This window comes from Ciceribacter sp. L1K22 (genome assembly GCF_017599385.1).
Taxonomy (GTDB): Bacteria; Pseudomonadota; Alphaproteobacteria; order Rhizobiales; family Rhizobiaceae; genus Allorhizobium.
Genome location: NZ_JAGFPK010000001.1, coordinates 1,242,344 through 1,258,636, shown reverse-complemented (window position 1 = coordinate 1,258,636; position 16,293 = coordinate 1,242,344). Strand labels below are relative to the sequence as shown.

The window sequence follows — 16,293 nt, the reverse complement described above, 5'->3', positions numbered from 1 at the left end:
GGAAGCGGGCTGGAAGGCTTTCTCAATACATCGTCCGCCTGTAGTCCTCTTCCAGTTCCGCATCCTTTACCCTCTGCTCGCCCTCCGCGACCGGCGGCTCGCCGATATCGTCTAGGATCATCTTGACCAGCGAGGGCATGTCGGAGCGGGGCTGGTGGTGGGCGGGGTTCCAGAGGCCGGCGCGGCGGAAGGCCTTCGCGCAGTGGAAGAAGACTTCGGCGATGTCGATGATGATCGCGAGTTTCGGGCGGCGGTTGTCGACGGCCATGGTGTCGAGCAGCGCCGGGTCCCTGGTGAGCGTGGCGCGGCCGTTGATGCGCAGCGTGTCATCGAAGCCGGGGATCATGAAGAGGAGGCCGACCGACGGGTTGGCAAGGATGTTGGCCAGGGTGTCGAGCCGATTGTTGCCGGGGCGGTCGGGGATCGCCAGCGTGCGGGCATCAAGGACCTGGACGAAGCCCGCCGGATCGCCGCGCGGGCTCACATCGGCCCTGCCCTTTCCGTCCTGCGTGCCGATGCAGACGAAGGGTGAGCGGCGGATGAACTCCCGCGCATGGGGCCCAAGGGCCGGAAGGCATTTCCGGACGGCCAAATCATGGGTCGGTTCGAACAGGGCGCGGAGCGCCTCCTCCTCCCTGATCGCGTGAGCCTGATTGATCTCGTAGGCCGTCATCGTCTCTCCTCCCGATGCGGTTTCGTCGCCAACATCGTCTTCGGACGATGATATGAGGTACGTACCTCATGACTATCCATACTGTCCCGCGTTGCCCGGTGCAAGGGCATGCCCGACTTTTCACGAAGGGACGGTGGCGCGATCGTTGTTACCCGCACCACGTCAACCGAACTTTCCGCGTCCTGCGCCGTTGCGTCCAGACACAACAATGGAAGGGAGAGGTCATGGACTGGCAAGGCATGCTGTTCCAGAACTGGTCGGGCATCTGGCGGACGGTTCTGGTGGGGGTACTCGCCTATGCGGCGCTGGTGCTTTTCCTGAGGATATCCGGCAAGCGGACACTCGCCAAACTGAACGCATTCGACCTGGTGGTGACGGTGGCGCTCGGCTCGACGCTGTCGGCGATCATGCTGCAGGCCTCGATACCGCTGGCGACGGGTGTGACCGCGCTTGCGCTTCTCATCCTCTTGCAGTTTCTCGTGACGTTCGTTTCGGTGCGCTCGCCGCGCTTCGCAAGCGCCGTGCGCTCTGAACCCACGCTGCTGGCGCACCAGGGCGCGTTTTGCGAGAAGGCGATGGTGCGGGAGCGGATCACCCGGGATGAGGCACTGAGCGCCATCCGCACCGCCGGCGGAGCCGGGGTCGACAAGGTGGAGTCGCTGGTGCTCGAAAGCGACGGCTCGATGAGCGTGATCTTCAGGACCGCGTGACAGGGCTGGGCGAAAACGGGACGGTCGGGATGGTGACCGGCCGACCGCGCCCCTGTCTCACCAGACCCAGTAGTGGAAAGCCGTGCCGTTCTGGGTGATGCCGGCTTGCTTTCCGGTTGCCTTGTCGAACATCATCTCGTTTTCGATCACGACGTATTTTTCGAGGAATTCGTCCATGCCGGTGGTGTTCCAGCGGCCGACGGAACCGCTTTGCGATCCGTCAGCGCGATAGAAATCGGTCTGTGTATAGATGGAGGTGACACCCATCTTCGACATGTCGTAGCGCTCGAGAGTGCCTTCCTCGGAGGCCTTTACATAGGCGCGGGCGCGTTCGGCGTGGGGGCCGGTGCCCTTTGCCTGTTCCTCGAAAATCTCCAGTTGTCTCGAAATCTGCTCGCTGTCGGTGCTGAACTGCCCAGTACCCGTCTTGGTCAGGCGGTAATCACCGTTGGCGCTGTCGATTCGCTCGGCACCTTCCATGGTCCACAGGCGCTCGGAGGCATTCATGCCGGCGACGATCTCGATGATCTTGCCGATGGCATTGCCGGCCTTGAAGACGTCGTCCGTGTTGCCGGTCGGATCGCCAGAGACGGTGGCGGGGCTGGACATATCGGCGGACGACGACGTCGCCGAAGGGCCGAATAGGAGCGGAATCGAACTTGCGGAGAGTGAACTGATGCCGGCGACCATGGGTTTCCTCGAAAAGACTTCGTTCTGGAAATGGGCCAGCGTCCGGTTCGACGGACTGCATCATGCGACTGGCAGCATGCTACGCAACCTATGGTATTCGGCCGATCCTAATCAAAGGTTAACAGCGTCCGGCGGGGATCATCCGAGCCAGTTCACGCTGACGCATCCGCCCGCCAGCGCAGGCATTTGGCGCCACTCGGGTGGAAGCCGAGGCGGGCGTAGTAGTCGACCTTGTCGTCGCCGGTGAGCAGGAAAACCTCTTCCACGCCGTCGAGACGGGCGAGCAGGCGGCGCATGATCTCGCTGCCGATGCCGGCACCGCGATGTGCCGCGTCGACCACCACGTCGTCGATCAGGGCGCGGAAGCGGCCTTCGGTCAATACCCGCGCATAGCCGACGAGGCGGTCGCCCTGCCAGGCACCGATCTGCACCGGCGTCTGGCGGATCATGAGAGCGACGTCGGTATCCGAGCGCCTGTCGGCCCAGTCGGTCTGTCGGAAGAGGACCTGGAGGGGCGCAACGGAAACGGGTCTTTCGAAGGAGTATTCGGTTTTGGTCATTGCGCTCGCCTCCTGTCTTTCATCGTCATCCCTACCCTATCATCCCACAACGGGAAAACACGGCAGCGGTCCGCACTTGGCGTACGGATCGTTCTGGTCGTACAAGCGTTATGACGGAGACATGACAACAAGGATTTGAACGTGAGCGTCGCCTTCGTGAAGGAAGAGAGCGCGGAAGCGGCGCAGGAGACCCTGTTGCCGGACCGGCCGGTTTCGCCGCATCCGAACCTCGTGACCGAGGACGGGCTGAAAGCGCTGCAAGCGCAACTCCAGGCGGCGCGGGACGCCTATGAGACGGCAAACGCGATCGAGGACGTCAACGAGCGGCGGCGGCAATCGGCGGGACCGTTGCGCGATGCGCGCTATTTCACCGAACGGGTGCGCACGGCCCAGGTGATGCCGGTGCCGGAGGATAAATCGGTCGTGGCTTTTGGCAGCACCGTCACCTTCAGCCGCGACGATGGCCGCGTACAGACCTACAGGGTCGTCGGCGAGGACGAGGCCGATCCGAAGGCCGGCTCGATTTCCTATGTCTCCCCGGTGGCACGGGCGCTGTCCGGCAAGGCGGTCGGCGATCTGGTGACTGTGGGCCAGCATGAGCTGGAGATCGTCGCGATCGGCTAACCTGCGGCGCTCCAGTATCGTGACAGTTCGCTCCTCCTGCAACGTTACCACTTGCCTCGCACGCCCGGTTGTGGTCGGAAGGGTTGCAAACGAAGCACGGGGCCGCATTCTTCATGACACCAGCTTTTCTCGTCACCCATTCCGGCGGTTTCCATGCCGACGAATTGCTTTCCACCGTCGTGCTCGGCCGGCTGTTTCCCGAGGCGAAGCTCGTGCGCAGCCGGGCTCCGGAGTGGATCACGCCGGCGGATGACAGGATCATCTACGATGTCGGCGGTGCCTACGACGCGGCGGTTGGCATCTTCGACCACCACCAGCGGGGCGCGCCGAAGCGCGACGACGGACAGCCCTACAGCTCGTTCGGCCTCGTCTGGAAGCATTTCGGCCTCGATTATCTGAAGGCGCTCGGATTGCCGGAGAGCCAGGTCGAGGCCCTGCATGCCTCGTTCGACGCGAGCTTCGTGCTGCCGATCGATCTTGCCGACAACGGCGCGATCGATCCCTCCGTCGCCGGTCCGCTCGCCGGTCTGACGCTGCCGGTCTTGCTCGAAACGCTGAAGCCGGTGTTCGACGAGAAAGATCCTCAGGCCGAAACGCGCGGCTTCGAGGCGGCGCGGGCCATCGCGCAGAGCTTCGTCGAGGCGAAGATATCGGGCATGGCGGCGAAGCTCCGGGCCGAGGCGATCGTGCTGAAGGCCATCGAGGCGGCGGGTGAAAGCCGTGTGCTGGAACTGCCGGCAGGAATGCCGTTCCGCCCGGCGATCGTGAAGGCCGGCGCAGACCATCTGTTGTTCGTCGTCCATCCGCGCGGCGACAAGGACTGGTGCGTCACGGGTATTCGCCTGAACGAGGACAGTTTCGAGCAGCGGGCCGACCTGCCCGCCGCCTGGGCCGGTCTCACCGGCGAGGCGCTGGAAGCCGCCTGCGGCGTCATGGGCGCCACCTTCTGTCACAATGGCCTATTCATTGCCGCCGCGAGGACGCGCGAGGCGGTGCTGGCGATGGCGGATATCGCTGTCAAGGAAGCGCTGGCGAAGGGTGCGTAAGCAGCCAGCGCGATGAAGCTCGTCGACCTGTCGGTCCCCTCCCCGTTTCCACGGGAAGGGGAAAAGCGCGGGCGGCTCACTTCTCGCGGTGGAACACCATGCCGCCATGGTAGAGCACGTCGCCCTCGAAGCGGCCGTCGGCGGTGAAGCCGGTGTCATCCCAATAATAGATATCGTTTCCGGTCACCTCATAGCGGCCCTGGTAGGCGCTCTGGCGACTGCCTCGAGCCTCGTCGTAACGGCCGTTGGGCAGGAGTTCCTGGCGGATGCGGCCGTCGGCGGTGACCCACATGCCGACAAAGGGGTGGTTCTGCGCCATTTCGGCGGGGGCGGTCGTCTGGTTCTCCATGTTTGCTACTCCGTTGGATGGTGCGAGAAGCGTCGCCGGACCGGCAGTGAGGAAGGCCATGGCAACGGTTCTGAGGGGCGTGTTCATCGGTCTTCTCCTTTTAGGCTTCGGGTTCAGGTGCTGGCTGTGGGGGTGACGACGATCTCGCCGACATTCACGTCGTCCGGCTGCTCGATCGCATAGCGAACGGCGCGGCCGATGGCGTCGGGGGTGAGCGCCACCGCGCGGAAGCTTTTCATCGCCTCTGCGGCGGCGAGATCGGTGATCGTGTCGGCCAGCTCGCTCTCGACGACGCCCGGATGGATGCAGGTGACGCGGATATCCTGCCGCTCCAGGCGCAGGCCCTCCGAGATCGCGCGGACGGCGTATTTCGTGGCGCAATAGACGGCGGCCATCGGATAGACCCGCAACGCACCGACGGAGGCGATGTTGATGACGTGGCCGGAGCCGCGCCCGGTCATCTCGGGGAGCACGGCGGCGATGCCGTGGAGGACGCCCTTGATGTTGACGTCGACCATGCGCATCCACTCGTCGACCTTCATCGAGTCCATCGGCGAAAGCGGCATGACGCCGGCATTGTTGACGATCACGTCGACGCGGCCGAAGGCCTGGCGGGCGGCCTCGGCGAAGGCTTCGACGTCTGCCCGGTCGGTCACGTCAAGGCGACGGAATTCGGCGGTTCCGCCATTGGCGCGGATCTCGGCGACGAGGGTTTCGAGGCGTTCGGTGCGGCGGGCACCGAGCATGAGTTTCGCGCCGGCGGCTGCCATTTCCCGGGCGATGCCAGCGCCGATACCGCTCGATGCACCGGTGATGAGGACGACTTTTTCATTCGACATGTTCTGCTCCTTCTCTTGAAACCTTGCGGTCGACAGGGAAGGTAGTGGCAGCATATTGTCGCGATAAGCCGCCTATTCGTTTGCACAATGGCAAGGAAAACTAACCAATGCAGGCAGAGCTGAACTCGGTCTCGGTGTTCGTCCTGGTGGCGCAGGAGCATAGTTTCCGTGCGGCGGCGGATCGTCTGGGTGTAACCCGCTCCGCCGTCAGCCAGGCGATCCGCAAGCTAGAGGAAACTGTCGGCGTGGCGCTTATCCGGCGGACGACGCGCAGCGTCAGCCTGACGGAGGAAGGTGAACGGCTCTATCGGGAGGTCGCGCCCGCGGTCGCCGACATCACCGCCTCTCTCGCCACGATCCGCGACCGCCCGGACCAGCCGAGCGGTCAATTGCGGCTTGCGGTCTCGTCGATCGCGGAGGAATTCCTGTCGGGGCGCATGCTCGGCGCCTTCTCGATCGCCTATCCCGAGATCGAAATCTACATCAACGTGACCGACGAGGAGTTCGACATCGTGGCGGAGGGTTACGATGCCGGGGTGCGGCTCGGCGAGGTGATCGCGCAGGATATGATCGCCCTGCCCGTATCCGGCCAGCAGCGGCAGGTCCCGGTGTGTTCGCCAGCCTATCTCGAACGGATGTCGCGTCCCTTCCATCCGCGCGATCTCGCCGACCACCGCTGCGTCAACTGGCGGCCGGCGCCCGATGTTGCGCCATTCCGCTGGGAATTCGCCGAGGATGGACGGGAGTTCGTCGTCACCGTTGGGCCGGGCTTCACGACGAACGACATGGCGCTGATGGTGAAGCTCGCCCGGTCCGGTGCCTGCATCGCCTTCGGCATGGAGGAGAGCTTTCGCGCGGACATCGCGGCCGGGCGGCTGGTGCCGCTGCTGGAGGAATTCTGCCCCTATTTTCCGGGCTTCTACCTCTACTATCCGAACCGGCGGAACATGGCGCCGAAGATGCGGGCGCTGCTCGATTTCATCAAGGATTTCCGGTGACAGACCGATCCGGATCGGTATTGCGGACCGCGTAGTGAACACGCATGGTCCTTGCATCGCGCCTGATGATCTCGAGCGGTCCGCCCGGCTCGGTCAAGTCATTGAGTTCGCGCAGAACCAGGGCATGAGCGACGTCGAAGATGCGGGCGAAGCTGCGGCTGTCCGTGGCAATGCCCTCTTCCGCCGCGACGACGAGGCCCGCCTGCAGTCCGCTCAGCGCCGGCTCCCGCGCCTGCCGTTCGGCGACGCGCGAGAGGAAGCGGTCGGCGGCCTCGGCGTCCCCGCTCACGCGGCGGCGGCCTGGCGCTTGCGGAAGGAGACCATGATCGACTTCGAGGTCGGCGTATCGCTTTCATCCCCGGCGCTCCCGACGGGCACCAGCACGTTGAGCTCCGGATAGTAGCCGGCGATGCTGCCGCGCGGGATATCGTAGGGCACGAAGCGGAAGTCTGGCGCAATGCGCTCGACGCCGTCGTCGAATTCGCCGATCACGTCGACGCGCTCGCCGGCCTCGGCACCGAGCGCCTTCAGGTCATCAGGATGGATGAAGATCACCTGGCGTTCGCCATAGACGCCGCGATAGCGGTCGTCGAGGCCATAGACCGTGGTGTTGTACTGGTCGTGCGAGCGGAAGGTCTGGAGCGCGTAACGACCCTCGCCCCTGATGGCCTTCTGGTGAACGGTCTCTTGAGGAAGAGGGCCTGCGAAGAAGGTGGCTTTGGCGGCCGGCGTGTTCCACTCGCGCTCGGCGGCGGCGTTGCGCAGGTGGAAGCCGCGCGGCTTGCGCAGGCGCCTGTTGTAGTCCTCGAAACCGGGAATGGTCGCCTCGATGTGCTCGCGGATCAGGTCGTAGTCGCCGGCGAGATCGCTCCAGTTTACGACCCCATTGCCGACGGTCGCCTCGGCGATGCCGGCGATGATGCCGACCTCGGAAAGCAGGTGCGGCGAGGCCGGACGATTGATGCCGGCGGAGCCGTGCACCATGCTCATGGAATCCTCGACACTGACCAGCTGCGAGGTGCCGTTGGCACCCATGTCCAGTTCGGTACGACCAAGGCAGGGCAGGATGAACGATACTTCGCCGGGCACCAGATGCGAATGGTTGGGCTTCGTGGCGACGTTGACGGTGAGCTTGAGGCCGCGCAGCGCCTTTTCCACCAGCGCGCTGTCAGGTGTCGCGCGGGCGAAATTGCCGCCGAGGCCGATGAAGGCCTGGGCGGAGCCGTCGAGCATGGCGCCGATCGCGGCCAGCACGTTGTGGCCGTGCTTGCGCGGGACTGCGAAGCCGAAGTGTTTTTCGAGCGCATCGAGGAAGGTGGTCGGCGGCTTCTCGTTGATGCCGACCGTGCGGTCGCCCTGCACGTTGGAATGGCCGCGCACCGGGCAAAGGCCAGCGCCGGGACGGCCGACATTGCCGCGCAGGAACATGAAATTGGAGATTTCGCGGATCGTCGCGACCGAATGCAGATGCTGGGTGATGCCCATGGCCCAGGTGCAGATGACGCTGTCGGCCTTCATGTAGACATCGGCCGCGCGCTCGATCTCGGCCTGGGTGAGGCCCGACTGGTCCTCGATCTGGTCCCAGCCCGTTGCCTCGACGGCGGCGCGGTAGTCAGCGAAACCCTCGCAGTGTTCGGCGATGAAGGCGTGGTCGAGGATCGAAGGCAGGCCGGCGGCGACGGCGGCATCCTCTGCCGCGAAGACGACCTTGGCCATGCCGCGCACGGCCGCCATGTCGCCGCCGAGCTTCGGCTGGAAATAGTGGCTGGCGATATCGGTCGCGCCGCCGCGCAGCATCTCGATCTTGTCCTGCGGGTCGGAGAATTTTTCGAGCCCGCGCTCGCGGACGGGGTTGAGGACGACGATCCGGGCGCCGCGGAGGGCGGCGCGGCGCAGGTCGCCCAGCATGCGCGGATGGTTGGTACCGGGGTTCTGGCCGATCACGAAGATCGCGTCGGCCTTTTCGAAGTCCTCCAGCAGCACCGTTCCCTTGCCGACGCCGATCGACTGGCGCAGGGCCACACCGCTTGCCTCGTGGCACATGTTGGAGCAGTCGGGGAAATTGTTGGTGCCGTAGAGACGGACGAAAAGCTGGTAGAGATAGGCGGCCTCGTTGGAGGCGCGGCCGGAGGTGTAGAATTCGGCACGGTCGGGGCTGTCCAGGCCCTTGAGGATGGCGCCGATCTCGGCGAAGGCGTCCTCCCAGGCGACCGCCAGATAACGGTCGGTGGCGGCGTCATAGCGCATGGGATGCGTCAGGCGGCCGTTGAGCTCCAGTTCATAGTCAGACAGCTTGCGCAGATCGGAGACCGTATGTTCGGCGAAGAATTCAGGCGTCGCGCGCTTTTCGGTCGCTTCCCAGGAGACGGCCTTGACGCCGTTTTCGCAGAATTCGAACGACGAACCGTGTTCCGGATCGCCCCAGGCGCAGCCCGGGCAGTCGAAACCATCCGGTTGATTGGCTTTTAACATCGTCCGGGCGCCGCTCAGCGGCATACCGCTTTGCAGCAATTGCTTGCCGCAGCTCTTCAAAGCGCCCCAACCGCCGGCCGCAGCCGATTTTTTGCCGATAAATGTCGTGTCCATGGGCGCTTTATCGCCCAAAGATGACAAACATCAAGCCGACAGATGGAATGGATCGATAGACGATTTCTATTAAAAGCCCATTTCAGCGCATCTTTTCGCTGCGCCGCAACACAAAGGATCAGGCAGAGCCAGACTTGCGATAGCGTCTCGCCACATAGACGACGCTGCCCCCCTTGAGACCCTTGTAAAGCATGGAGCCCTTGGAACCGGAGAACTCGCTGATGAAGCGACGGAAGAGGAAGGCCTTGCCGATGCGTTCGCTCTTGCGGGTCTCGGCGGCGTTGAGTGCCGCGACCACACCCTTGGAGATGTTGCGGTTCTCGACCAGTTCCAGGCCCGGCGCGCCGAGCTGGATGTCGAGAGCGGCCAGCTGGCTCTTCGGGCGCATGTCGGCGAAAGTGAACCAGCCGCCGGGCTTCAGAACGCGGGAAACCTCGCGCGCGAAGGCCGGCACGTCGCCATAGCAGTGCGAGGATTCGATGTTGACGACGATGTCGAAGGAGCCGTCCGGGAACGGCAGGTTCTCGGCGTCACCGGTCGTGAACGACAGAACCGGCACGTCGGCATTGAGCTTACGGGCGCGGCGCACGGTTTCCGGTGAATAATCGAGACCGGTGACTGCGGCGGGCGAATAATAACGTGCGACATAGCGCGATCCGCCGCCCCGGCCGGAGCCGATTTCGAGAACGCGGGCGCCCTCGACCGGCAGGCCGTCAACCGCCTGCTGGTAAAGACCGATAAAGGCGCGTTCGGCCTCGTCCTCGGGCCTCAGTTCGAACGGTTTGGCCGGCACGAAACCGTAGTTCATGAAGCGCCAGTCGCCATCGCTCCAGAAGCGCGACAACAGGTTATAGATGCGCTTCCACACCCATTTCTGGGCGCGCGGAAACTTGCCGGGGCCGGCGACGTCGAGGACCTTGGAAAAGAGGCTGCTGCTCATGAGGGATTTTGCTTTCAACCCGCTTGCGGAACGGAGCGTGCCGCTTCGAGGGACATGAATTCGTCGTAGAGCCAGGAGCGGCCCTTGCGGATCAGGTCGTGGTCGTCCTTGTTGATCGGGTTGAAGCCCGGCAGGTAATATTTGATGACCAGCGGTGCGCATTTGCGCCAATAGCCGGGCTTGCCGAACAGGACCCACAAAAGCCGCATCCAGTAGCGCGGACCGGTCTTGATGCCGTCGACCTTGGCGAACAGCGTCAGGTTCTTCAGCGTGATCGTCAGGAAGGTCCAGCAGACGGCGTTAAAGGCCATGGTGCGCAGCATGTAGCGCTTGAAGGGGGAATAGTTCTTCGTCGCGGCGGCGAGAACGTCGAGCGCGACGGCTTTGTGCTCCAGTTCCTCCAGCGCATGCCACATCCACAGGCGCCTGTAGGCGGGGGCGGCGTTTTCGAGGAGTTCGGGATGGCGCAGCGTCACGGTCGACAGCGTCGCGGTCAGGTGCTCGATGGCGCAGGTCACGGCGAGGCGGAAGATCGGGATCTTGTCGCTGCGCAGCGTCTTGATAACAGGCGCCTCCATCGTCTCGACATCGTAGCCGAGCTGCGAAAGCGCCTTGTTATAGTCCTCGTGCTCGCGGGTGTGAAAGGCTTCCTGCACCGCATAGCCGTTGATTTCCGCGGCGAGCTGCTTGTCCTTGAGCTTGGGTGCATAGTGCTTCAGCGAGCGGATGAAGTAGCGCTCGCCTTCGGGAAGGAAGATCGACAGGCCATCGATCAGCGCGGTCTTCTGCGGATCGCCGTCCAGCCAGTGACGCGTCGGATTTTCGAGGATGCCGAAACGGATGTCGCGCGGGATGATATCCTCGTTATCGTCCGCGGGCGCGGCCCCCTTCCAGGTGGCGTTCGAATCGGCGGATGCCTTTTGCGCAATGTTCATCGGTTTTCCGTCCCAAGGGCTCGCCATGACTGGCGGGCACTAGCGTGAATGGCGGCACCTTATCCAAAGGGACCGGGTGGAGCAACACGGAGGAGCCCAAGCGATCGTCGTAGATCTTCCGGTGGCCCGCCCTGCCGAGCGTCCCGGCGTCGATCAATGGGCCGAAGCGCAGGCCTGGCAGAAGGGCGTATACGGGACGGCGTGGAGACGGGCTTCGCCGATGGGCTCGCCGCACTTGGCACAGGTGCCGAATGTACCGGCGGCGATGCGGTCCAGCGCCGCATCGATGGCCTTCAGCTCGTTTTCACCGACCTGGCCAAGTTCCTCGAGCACTTCATCGTTCTCGCGCTCCGTGGCGCGCTCCTCGCTGTCGTCGCTCTTGCGGCTCCCGAGATCGTCGTCGATCCGGTGCAGGCGGGCGTGGAGCTCGCTTTGTCGCCGGCGCAGAATCTCCTCGTAGCGTTGCGTGTCCATCGGGCGCATGTCCTCCGTTCAAGTTCTTTTTTATGGCGGGCCTGGTGTCAGCGATCGACGAGGACAGAGCACTTGCAATGGCGGACGACCCGGTCGGCGGTGGCGCCGATGAAGTAGTTGCCGAAATCGGGGACATGCGAAGCGATGATGACAAGATCGGAACCATGCTCCTGGGCGGCGGCGATGATCTCGCGGGCCGGGGCGCCGTTGCGGATTTCGACGCGGGCTGCGATGCCGGTCTTTTCCTTCAGTTCGACGAGCTTCGCCTTGGCGTCCTTGATGGCATTTTCAACGATGTCGACGGGCAGGTCGATGGCGAGGTAGCCCGGCATGTCCTCAACGACGGCGAGCATTACGATTTCGCCACCGGCATCGAGCAGCGCGGAGGCCTTGCGCAGAATCTTCTCGCCCTTGTCGAGCTGGCCGCAATCAACGGGAACGATGATTTTCTTGTACATGATCTTGTCTCCTTGGGCCGGAGCGTTTGCCTCCGGTGGTCCTCTCACAGTGCCGACCTTCCTCCCGCTGGACCCTCAACGCATTGATCAGGATCAAGTTTGAACGGTTTCACCGTCAACCGACGTCGAACGATAAATCAAGAACATCGCGTCTTTCGTGAACGATGCGGGAGCAGCATATTCAATGCAACACGATCCACTGGAAGACACCGCCATGACCGAGCAGTCACCAAGCTTCGCTCTTACCCGTCCTGCCCATGTGGGCCGCGCCCATCTTGTGGTGCGCGACCTCGACAGCACCGCCCAGTTCTACCAGTCGATGCTGGGATTGAAGACGATTGAAAAAAGCGAAAGCGGCATCACGCTCGGCGCTGGTGATACGCCGCTGCTGACGCTCACGACGTCGAGCGATGTCGCCCAGGCGCCGCGGTCGGCCGCCGGGCTGTTTCACAACGCCTTCCTGATGCCGAACCGGCGCGAGCTGGCGCACTGGCTGGCGCATGCCGTCAATCTCGGCGTCCAGCTTCAAGGCGCTTCGGACCATCTTGTCTCCGAAGCGATCTATCTGGCGGATCCGGAAGGCAACGGCATCGAGGTCTATGCCGACCGGCCGGTGCGGGACTGGGCCTTCCATCCCGACGGCACCGTCGAAATGGCGACGCTGCGGCTCGACCTGCAGGCGCTCTATGACAGCGCACCGAAGGGCGCATGGACCGGAATGGATGACGGCGCCGCGATCGGCCACATCCATCTGCAGGTCGGCAACATTCCCGCCGCCGACAAATTCTATGAGGGCGTGTTAGGCCTCAAGAAGATGGCGACCTATCCGGGCGCGAGCTTCTTCGGTTCCGGCACCTACCACCATCACGTCGCGGCCAATATCTGGAACAGCCGTGGGGCACCGGAAAGAACCGGCCAGATGTCCGGCCTCCAGGGCTACAGCATCCACTTCAACGACAAGGAGGCGCTGGAAACGGCGCTGAAGACGCTCGACGAGATGGAGATCGCGGTTGAGCGGACAGCGGAAGGCCATGCGCTGAAAGATCCCTGGAGCATCGGCGTCACGCTCTCCGCCTGAGCGGTCGCGTCTCCCCCTACCTTCGGCGCAGACGGAAGATATCGTTTTACATATATATAGTTTTTTGTATATATATCCGATATTCACCGTCGACGGTCAGGAGGAGTGATCATGGCGCATGTGGTGGTTTTGGGTGCCGGACTTGGCGGCACCATCATGGCTTACGAACTAAGAGACAATCTGGGACGGGACCACAAGGTCAGCGTCGTCAGCAAGGGCAGCGTCTATTCCTTCGTCCCGTCCAATCCCTGGGTGGCCGTCGGCTGGCGCGATCGGGAGAGCATCGAGGTCGATCTGTCGGCGGCCTGCCGCAAGCGCGACATAACGCTTCATCCCCAGGGCGCCAAAAGGCTGCATCCGGCCGAGAACCGGATCGAGCTTCTCGACGGAAAATCGCTCGATTATGACTATCTCGTGATCGCCACGGGACCGGATCTGGCCTTCGACGAGATCGAGGGCTTCGGCCCGGCGGCGCACACCAATTCGGTCTGCCATATCGATCACGCGCTGATGACGAAGGAAAAATTCGACCAACTGGTGAAGAAACCGGGACCGGTCGTGATTGGCGCGGTCCAGGGAGCATCCTGCTACGGTCCGGCCTACGAGTTCGCCTTCATTCTGGAAAAGGCGCTGCGCGACGCGAAGGTGCGCGACCGGGTGCCGATGACCTTCGTCACATCGGAGCCCTATATCGGCCATCTCGGCCTCGATGGTGTCGGCGACACCAAGGGCTTGCTGGAAAGCGCGATGCGCGACAAGCACATCAAGTGGATCACCAATGCCAAGGTGCAGCGCTTCGAAGCCGACAAGGTTGTGGTCGAAGAGGTCAACCACGACGGATCGACCAAGGCCGTGACCGAGGTGCCGTCCACCTTCACGATGATGCTGCCGGCTTTCCGGGGCGTCGAGGCGGTCCGCGACATCGAAGGCCTTACTAATCCGCGCGGCTTCATCCTGGTGGACAAGCATCAGCAGAATCAGGCCTTCAAGAACATCTTCTCGGTCGGCGTGTGCATCGCTATCCCGCCGACGGGCAAGACGCCTGTTCCGGTCGGCGTTCCCAAAACGGGCTTCATGATCGAGAGCATGGTAACGGCGACGGCGAAGAACATCGCCCGTGTCCTCTCCGGCGAACAACCGAACGCGCAGGGGACGTGGAACGCGGTCTGCCTCGCCGACTTCGGCGACGGCGGCATCGCGTTCGTCGCCCAGCCGCAGCTTCCGCCTCGCAACGTCAACTGGTCGTCGCAGGGCAAGTGGGTGCATGCGGCGAAAATCGGCTTTGAGAAATACTTCCTGCACAAGGTCCGGAGCGGCACGTCCGAACCGTTCTATGAAAAACTGGCCCTCCAGGTACTCGGCATCGACAAGCTCAAGGCCGTCACCTTCGAGGATGCCTGACAGCTCCCTCCCCCCACCGGCCGTCGCGGCTTGCCGCGCGGCTGGTGGTACGGGACGCCTCACCCTCTTGTCAGAGATAGAACACCCAGATGCCGACCGTTGTCACGATGGCGGCGACGATGTTCATCGGCACGCCGACGCGCAGGAAATCGGCGAAACGATAGCCGCCGGCCGACGCCACCAGCGTATTGGTCTGATAGCCGATCGGGGTGGCGAAACTGGCGCTGGCGCCGAACAAGACCGCCAGCACCATCGCCTGCGGCGGCATGTCGAGGGAAGCAGCGAGCGATATGGCGATCGGGGTAAGGATGACGGCCACCGCATTGTTGGTCACCATTTCGGTGAGGATCGACGTCAGCACATAGACCGCGAGCACGACCACAACCGGCGGCGCATTCTGGAGTACCGGAAGGACAACATTGATGATCGCCTCGACCGTGCCGCTGTTTTGCAGGCCGATGCCGACGATCAGCATCGAGAAGATCAGCGCCAACACGTCGCCGTCGAGCGCCCGCCAGGCATCGGAGGGGTCTATGGCATGGACGGCGAACAGGAAACCGACGGCGACGAGCGCCAAAGCCGCGATCGGCATGATGCCCAGGGTCGCAAGCGCGATGACGGCGGCGAGCGTGATCAGCACGAGGATTGCCCGGTCACGCCTGAAAGGTTTTGCCAGGGGCGTTTCGGACTGAATGAGCCGGACGTCCTGGCGCAGCGCCTGCAGAGCGTCTGGTGGACCGGCGACCCAGAGTGAATCGCCAGCCTTCAGGCGGAGATTGGCGAGGTCGGGACCGGCCGGATTGGTGCGGCGGCTGGCGCCAAGAATGCGAACCTGCACGCGCGAGAGAAAGTCCGCTTCGGCGATGCGCTGATCCACGGCACGGTGGCCGGCGGCGAGAACGATGCGGGTGACCTTTTCCTCCGGAGTCGCAGAGGACGAGCGAACCTGGAGGCCAAGTTCCACCCCGTAGACATCCCGCAATGTGGCCAGTTCCTCCTGTGTCACACGCAACACAACGCGGTCCCGCTCCATAACCAGAACCTCGGGATCGGACGTATCGAGTTTTTCGCCGGCACGCCATGCGGAGACAAGTTCGATACCGCGCGGCGCATAGGTCTTGGCCTTGGAATAGGCTTTCCCGATCTCGGAAAAATCCTTGCCGATCCTGAGTTCAGTGATGATGTCGGGCTTAGCATCGCCTTCGGCGGGTTCATCGCCCTCGCTGCGCACCGGCAGCAGGAAGGATTGCGTGAGGAACAGGAATGCGGCGCCGACGGCGGCCAGCATGAGTCCGATGGGTGTGATCGAGAATATTCCGAGCGCCTGCATGCCCTGCTGACGCGCGACGCTGTCGACCAGCAGGTTGGTCGACGTGCCGATCAGGGTGCAGGTGCCCCCGAAAATGGCGAAATAGGAGAGCGGGATCAGAAGCCGGCGGCGCCCCACGCCGGTGGCGGCGGCGAGCGAGGTCATGACCGGGATCAGCATGACGACGACAGGCGTCGAATTGACGAAGGCCGATGCGACCATCGTCAGACCGAGAAGCGCGACGATCGCCAGACGTGGCCTGGTGCGCGCGAGGTTGACGATGCGCGAGATCATCGCCTCGAGGATGCCGGTTCGGGCAAAGGCGACGGAGATGATCAGCATGGCGGCGACGGTGATCGCCGCGCCGTTGGAAAACACCGACAGCGCGTCGTCCGGCGCGACATAACCGACGGCGATCATGAAGGCCGCTCCCGTGGCGGCAATGGCGGCGGGCGGCGTCTTCTCCCGGACGAAACCGACAAACATCGCCGCGAGCACGGCCAGCCCGATCAGGGCGGAATAATCCTTCAGAATGTCGGCGAAAAACATCAAATCCCCCGGAAACACGCTCACGGAAACTAGCTTCTGAGCGGGTGCTGGCAAAGTGGCGGAGGGTAACTTGG

The 16,293-nt window shown here is 63.5% G+C and carries 18 protein-coding genes; 6 read left to right on the top strand and 12 right to left on the bottom strand.

Annotated features, from left to right (window positions below):
* Positions 1-22 precede the first annotated feature (22 nt).
* Positions 23-673 (bottom strand): pyridoxamine 5'-phosphate oxidase family protein, encoded by a 651-nt coding sequence (locus J5J09_RS06265; RefSeq protein ID WP_208548821.1) that lies wholly within the window; start codon positions 671-673, stop codon positions 23-25.
* Positions 674-897: 224 nt separating this feature from the next.
* Here J5J09_RS06265 and J5J09_RS06260 point away from each other — a divergent pair, with 224 nt between their 5' ends.
* Complete coding sequence (locus J5J09_RS06260; RefSeq protein WP_208548820.1) at positions 898-1,383, top strand: YetF domain-containing protein; 486 nt, start codon at positions 898-900, stop codon at positions 1,381-1,383.
* 57 nt (positions 1,384-1,440) lie between these two features.
* On the opposite strand, the gene J5J09_RS06255 is transcribed toward J5J09_RS06260, so the two are convergent.
* Positions 1,441-2,073: a hypothetical protein gene (locus J5J09_RS06255; protein WP_208548819.1), complete on the bottom strand. Its 633-nt coding sequence runs from the start codon at positions 2,071-2,073 to the stop codon at positions 1,441-1,443.
* Positions 2,074-2,225: 152 nt separating this feature from the next.
* Positions 2,226-2,633 carry a GNAT family N-acetyltransferase gene (locus J5J09_RS06250; RefSeq protein WP_208548818.1) on the bottom strand — a complete coding sequence of 136 codons (408 nt, stop codon included), beginning with the start codon at positions 2,631-2,633 and terminating at the stop codon, positions 2,226-2,228.
* A 141-nt stretch (positions 2,634-2,774) separates the two neighbouring features.
* Between J5J09_RS06250 and greA the strand changes: the two genes are divergently transcribed.
* On the top strand, positions 2,775-3,257 hold the full coding sequence (greA, locus tag J5J09_RS06245; RefSeq protein ID WP_208548817.1) for a transcription elongation factor GreA: 483 nt from the start codon (positions 2,775-2,777) through the stop codon (positions 3,255-3,257).
* Between the two features lie 113 nt (positions 3,258-3,370).
* On the top strand, positions 3,371-4,303 hold the full coding sequence (locus J5J09_RS06240) for an MYG1 family protein (RefSeq protein WP_208548816.1): 933 nt from the start codon (positions 3,371-3,373) through the stop codon (positions 4,301-4,303).
* Between the two features lie 76 nt (positions 4,304-4,379).
* Here J5J09_RS06240 and J5J09_RS06235 read toward each other — a convergent pair whose 3' ends face one another.
* The gene (locus J5J09_RS06235) at positions 4,380-4,739 is read right to left on the bottom strand and encodes an Atu4866 domain-containing protein (RefSeq protein ID WP_246745793.1); all 360 of its coding nucleotides are present in this window, start codon (positions 4,737-4,739) and stop codon (positions 4,380-4,382) included.
* Positions 4,740-4,765: 26 nt separating this feature from the next.
* Positions 4,766-5,491 carry an SDR family oxidoreductase gene (locus J5J09_RS06230; RefSeq protein WP_208548815.1) on the bottom strand — a complete coding sequence of 242 codons (726 nt, stop codon included), beginning with the start codon at positions 5,489-5,491 and terminating at the stop codon, positions 4,766-4,768.
* Between the two features lie 107 nt (positions 5,492-5,598).
* Here J5J09_RS06230 and J5J09_RS06225 point away from each other — a divergent pair, with 107 nt between their 5' ends.
* Positions 5,599-6,489: a LysR family transcriptional regulator gene (locus tag J5J09_RS06225; protein ID WP_208548814.1), complete on the top strand. Its 891-nt coding sequence runs from the start codon at positions 5,599-5,601 to the stop codon at positions 6,487-6,489.
* Here J5J09_RS06225 and J5J09_RS06220 read toward each other — a convergent pair.
* The 6 genes from J5J09_RS06220 to J5J09_RS06195 all read right to left on the bottom strand — a co-directional run bounded on the left by J5J09_RS06220 (position 6,473) and on the right by J5J09_RS06195 (position 11,882).
* Positions 6,473-6,778 carry a hypothetical protein gene (locus J5J09_RS06220; protein ID WP_208548813.1) on the bottom strand — a complete coding sequence of 102 codons (306 nt, stop codon included), beginning with the start codon at positions 6,776-6,778 and terminating at the stop codon, positions 6,473-6,475. The two genes, J5J09_RS06225 and J5J09_RS06220, sit on opposite strands and share 17 nt — an antisense overlap.
* On the bottom strand, positions 6,775-9,075 hold the full coding sequence (locus J5J09_RS06215; RefSeq protein ID WP_208548812.1) for an FdhF/YdeP family oxidoreductase: 2,301 nt from the start codon (positions 9,073-9,075) through the stop codon (positions 6,775-6,777). Before J5J09_RS06215 ends, J5J09_RS06220 begins: the two co-directional genes overlap by 4 nt.
* Positions 9,076-9,193: 118 nt before the next feature.
* Positions 9,194-10,015 (bottom strand): class I SAM-dependent methyltransferase, encoded by an 822-nt coding sequence (locus J5J09_RS06210; RefSeq protein WP_208548811.1) that lies wholly within the window; start codon positions 10,013-10,015, stop codon positions 9,194-9,196.
* A gap of 14 nt (positions 10,016-10,029) precedes the next feature.
* Positions 10,030-10,950: a metal-dependent hydrolase gene (locus J5J09_RS06205; RefSeq protein WP_208548810.1), complete on the bottom strand. Its 921-nt coding sequence runs from the start codon at positions 10,948-10,950 to the stop codon at positions 10,030-10,032.
* 153 nt (positions 10,951-11,103) lie between these two features.
* Entirely contained in the window at positions 11,104-11,424 is a 321-nt protein-coding gene (locus J5J09_RS06200; RefSeq protein WP_208548809.1) for a TraR/DksA C4-type zinc finger protein, read from the bottom strand.
* Positions 11,425-11,471: 47 nt separating this feature from the next.
* Positions 11,472-11,882, bottom strand: a complete 411-nt coding sequence (locus J5J09_RS06195) for a universal stress protein (protein WP_208548808.1) — start codon at positions 11,880-11,882, stop codon at positions 11,472-11,474.
* Between the two features lie 184 nt (positions 11,883-12,066).
* Here J5J09_RS06195 and J5J09_RS06190 point away from each other — a divergent pair, with 184 nt between their 5' ends.
* The gene (locus J5J09_RS06190) at positions 12,067-12,960 is read left to right on the top strand and encodes a VOC family protein (RefSeq protein WP_246745792.1); all 894 of its coding nucleotides are present in this window, start codon (positions 12,067-12,069) and stop codon (positions 12,958-12,960) included.
* 111 nt (positions 12,961-13,071) lie between these two features.
* Positions 13,072-14,361 (top strand): FAD/NAD(P)-binding oxidoreductase, encoded by a 1,290-nt coding sequence (locus J5J09_RS06185; RefSeq protein ID WP_208548807.1) that lies wholly within the window; start codon positions 13,072-13,074, stop codon positions 14,359-14,361.
* A gap of 70 nt (positions 14,362-14,431) precedes the next feature.
* Here J5J09_RS06185 and J5J09_RS06180 read toward each other — a convergent pair whose 3' ends face one another.
* Positions 14,432-16,219 (bottom strand): SLC13 family permease, encoded by a 1,788-nt coding sequence (locus tag J5J09_RS06180; protein ID WP_208548806.1) that lies wholly within the window; start codon positions 16,217-16,219, stop codon positions 14,432-14,434.
* Positions 16,220-16,293 lie beyond the last annotated feature (74 nt).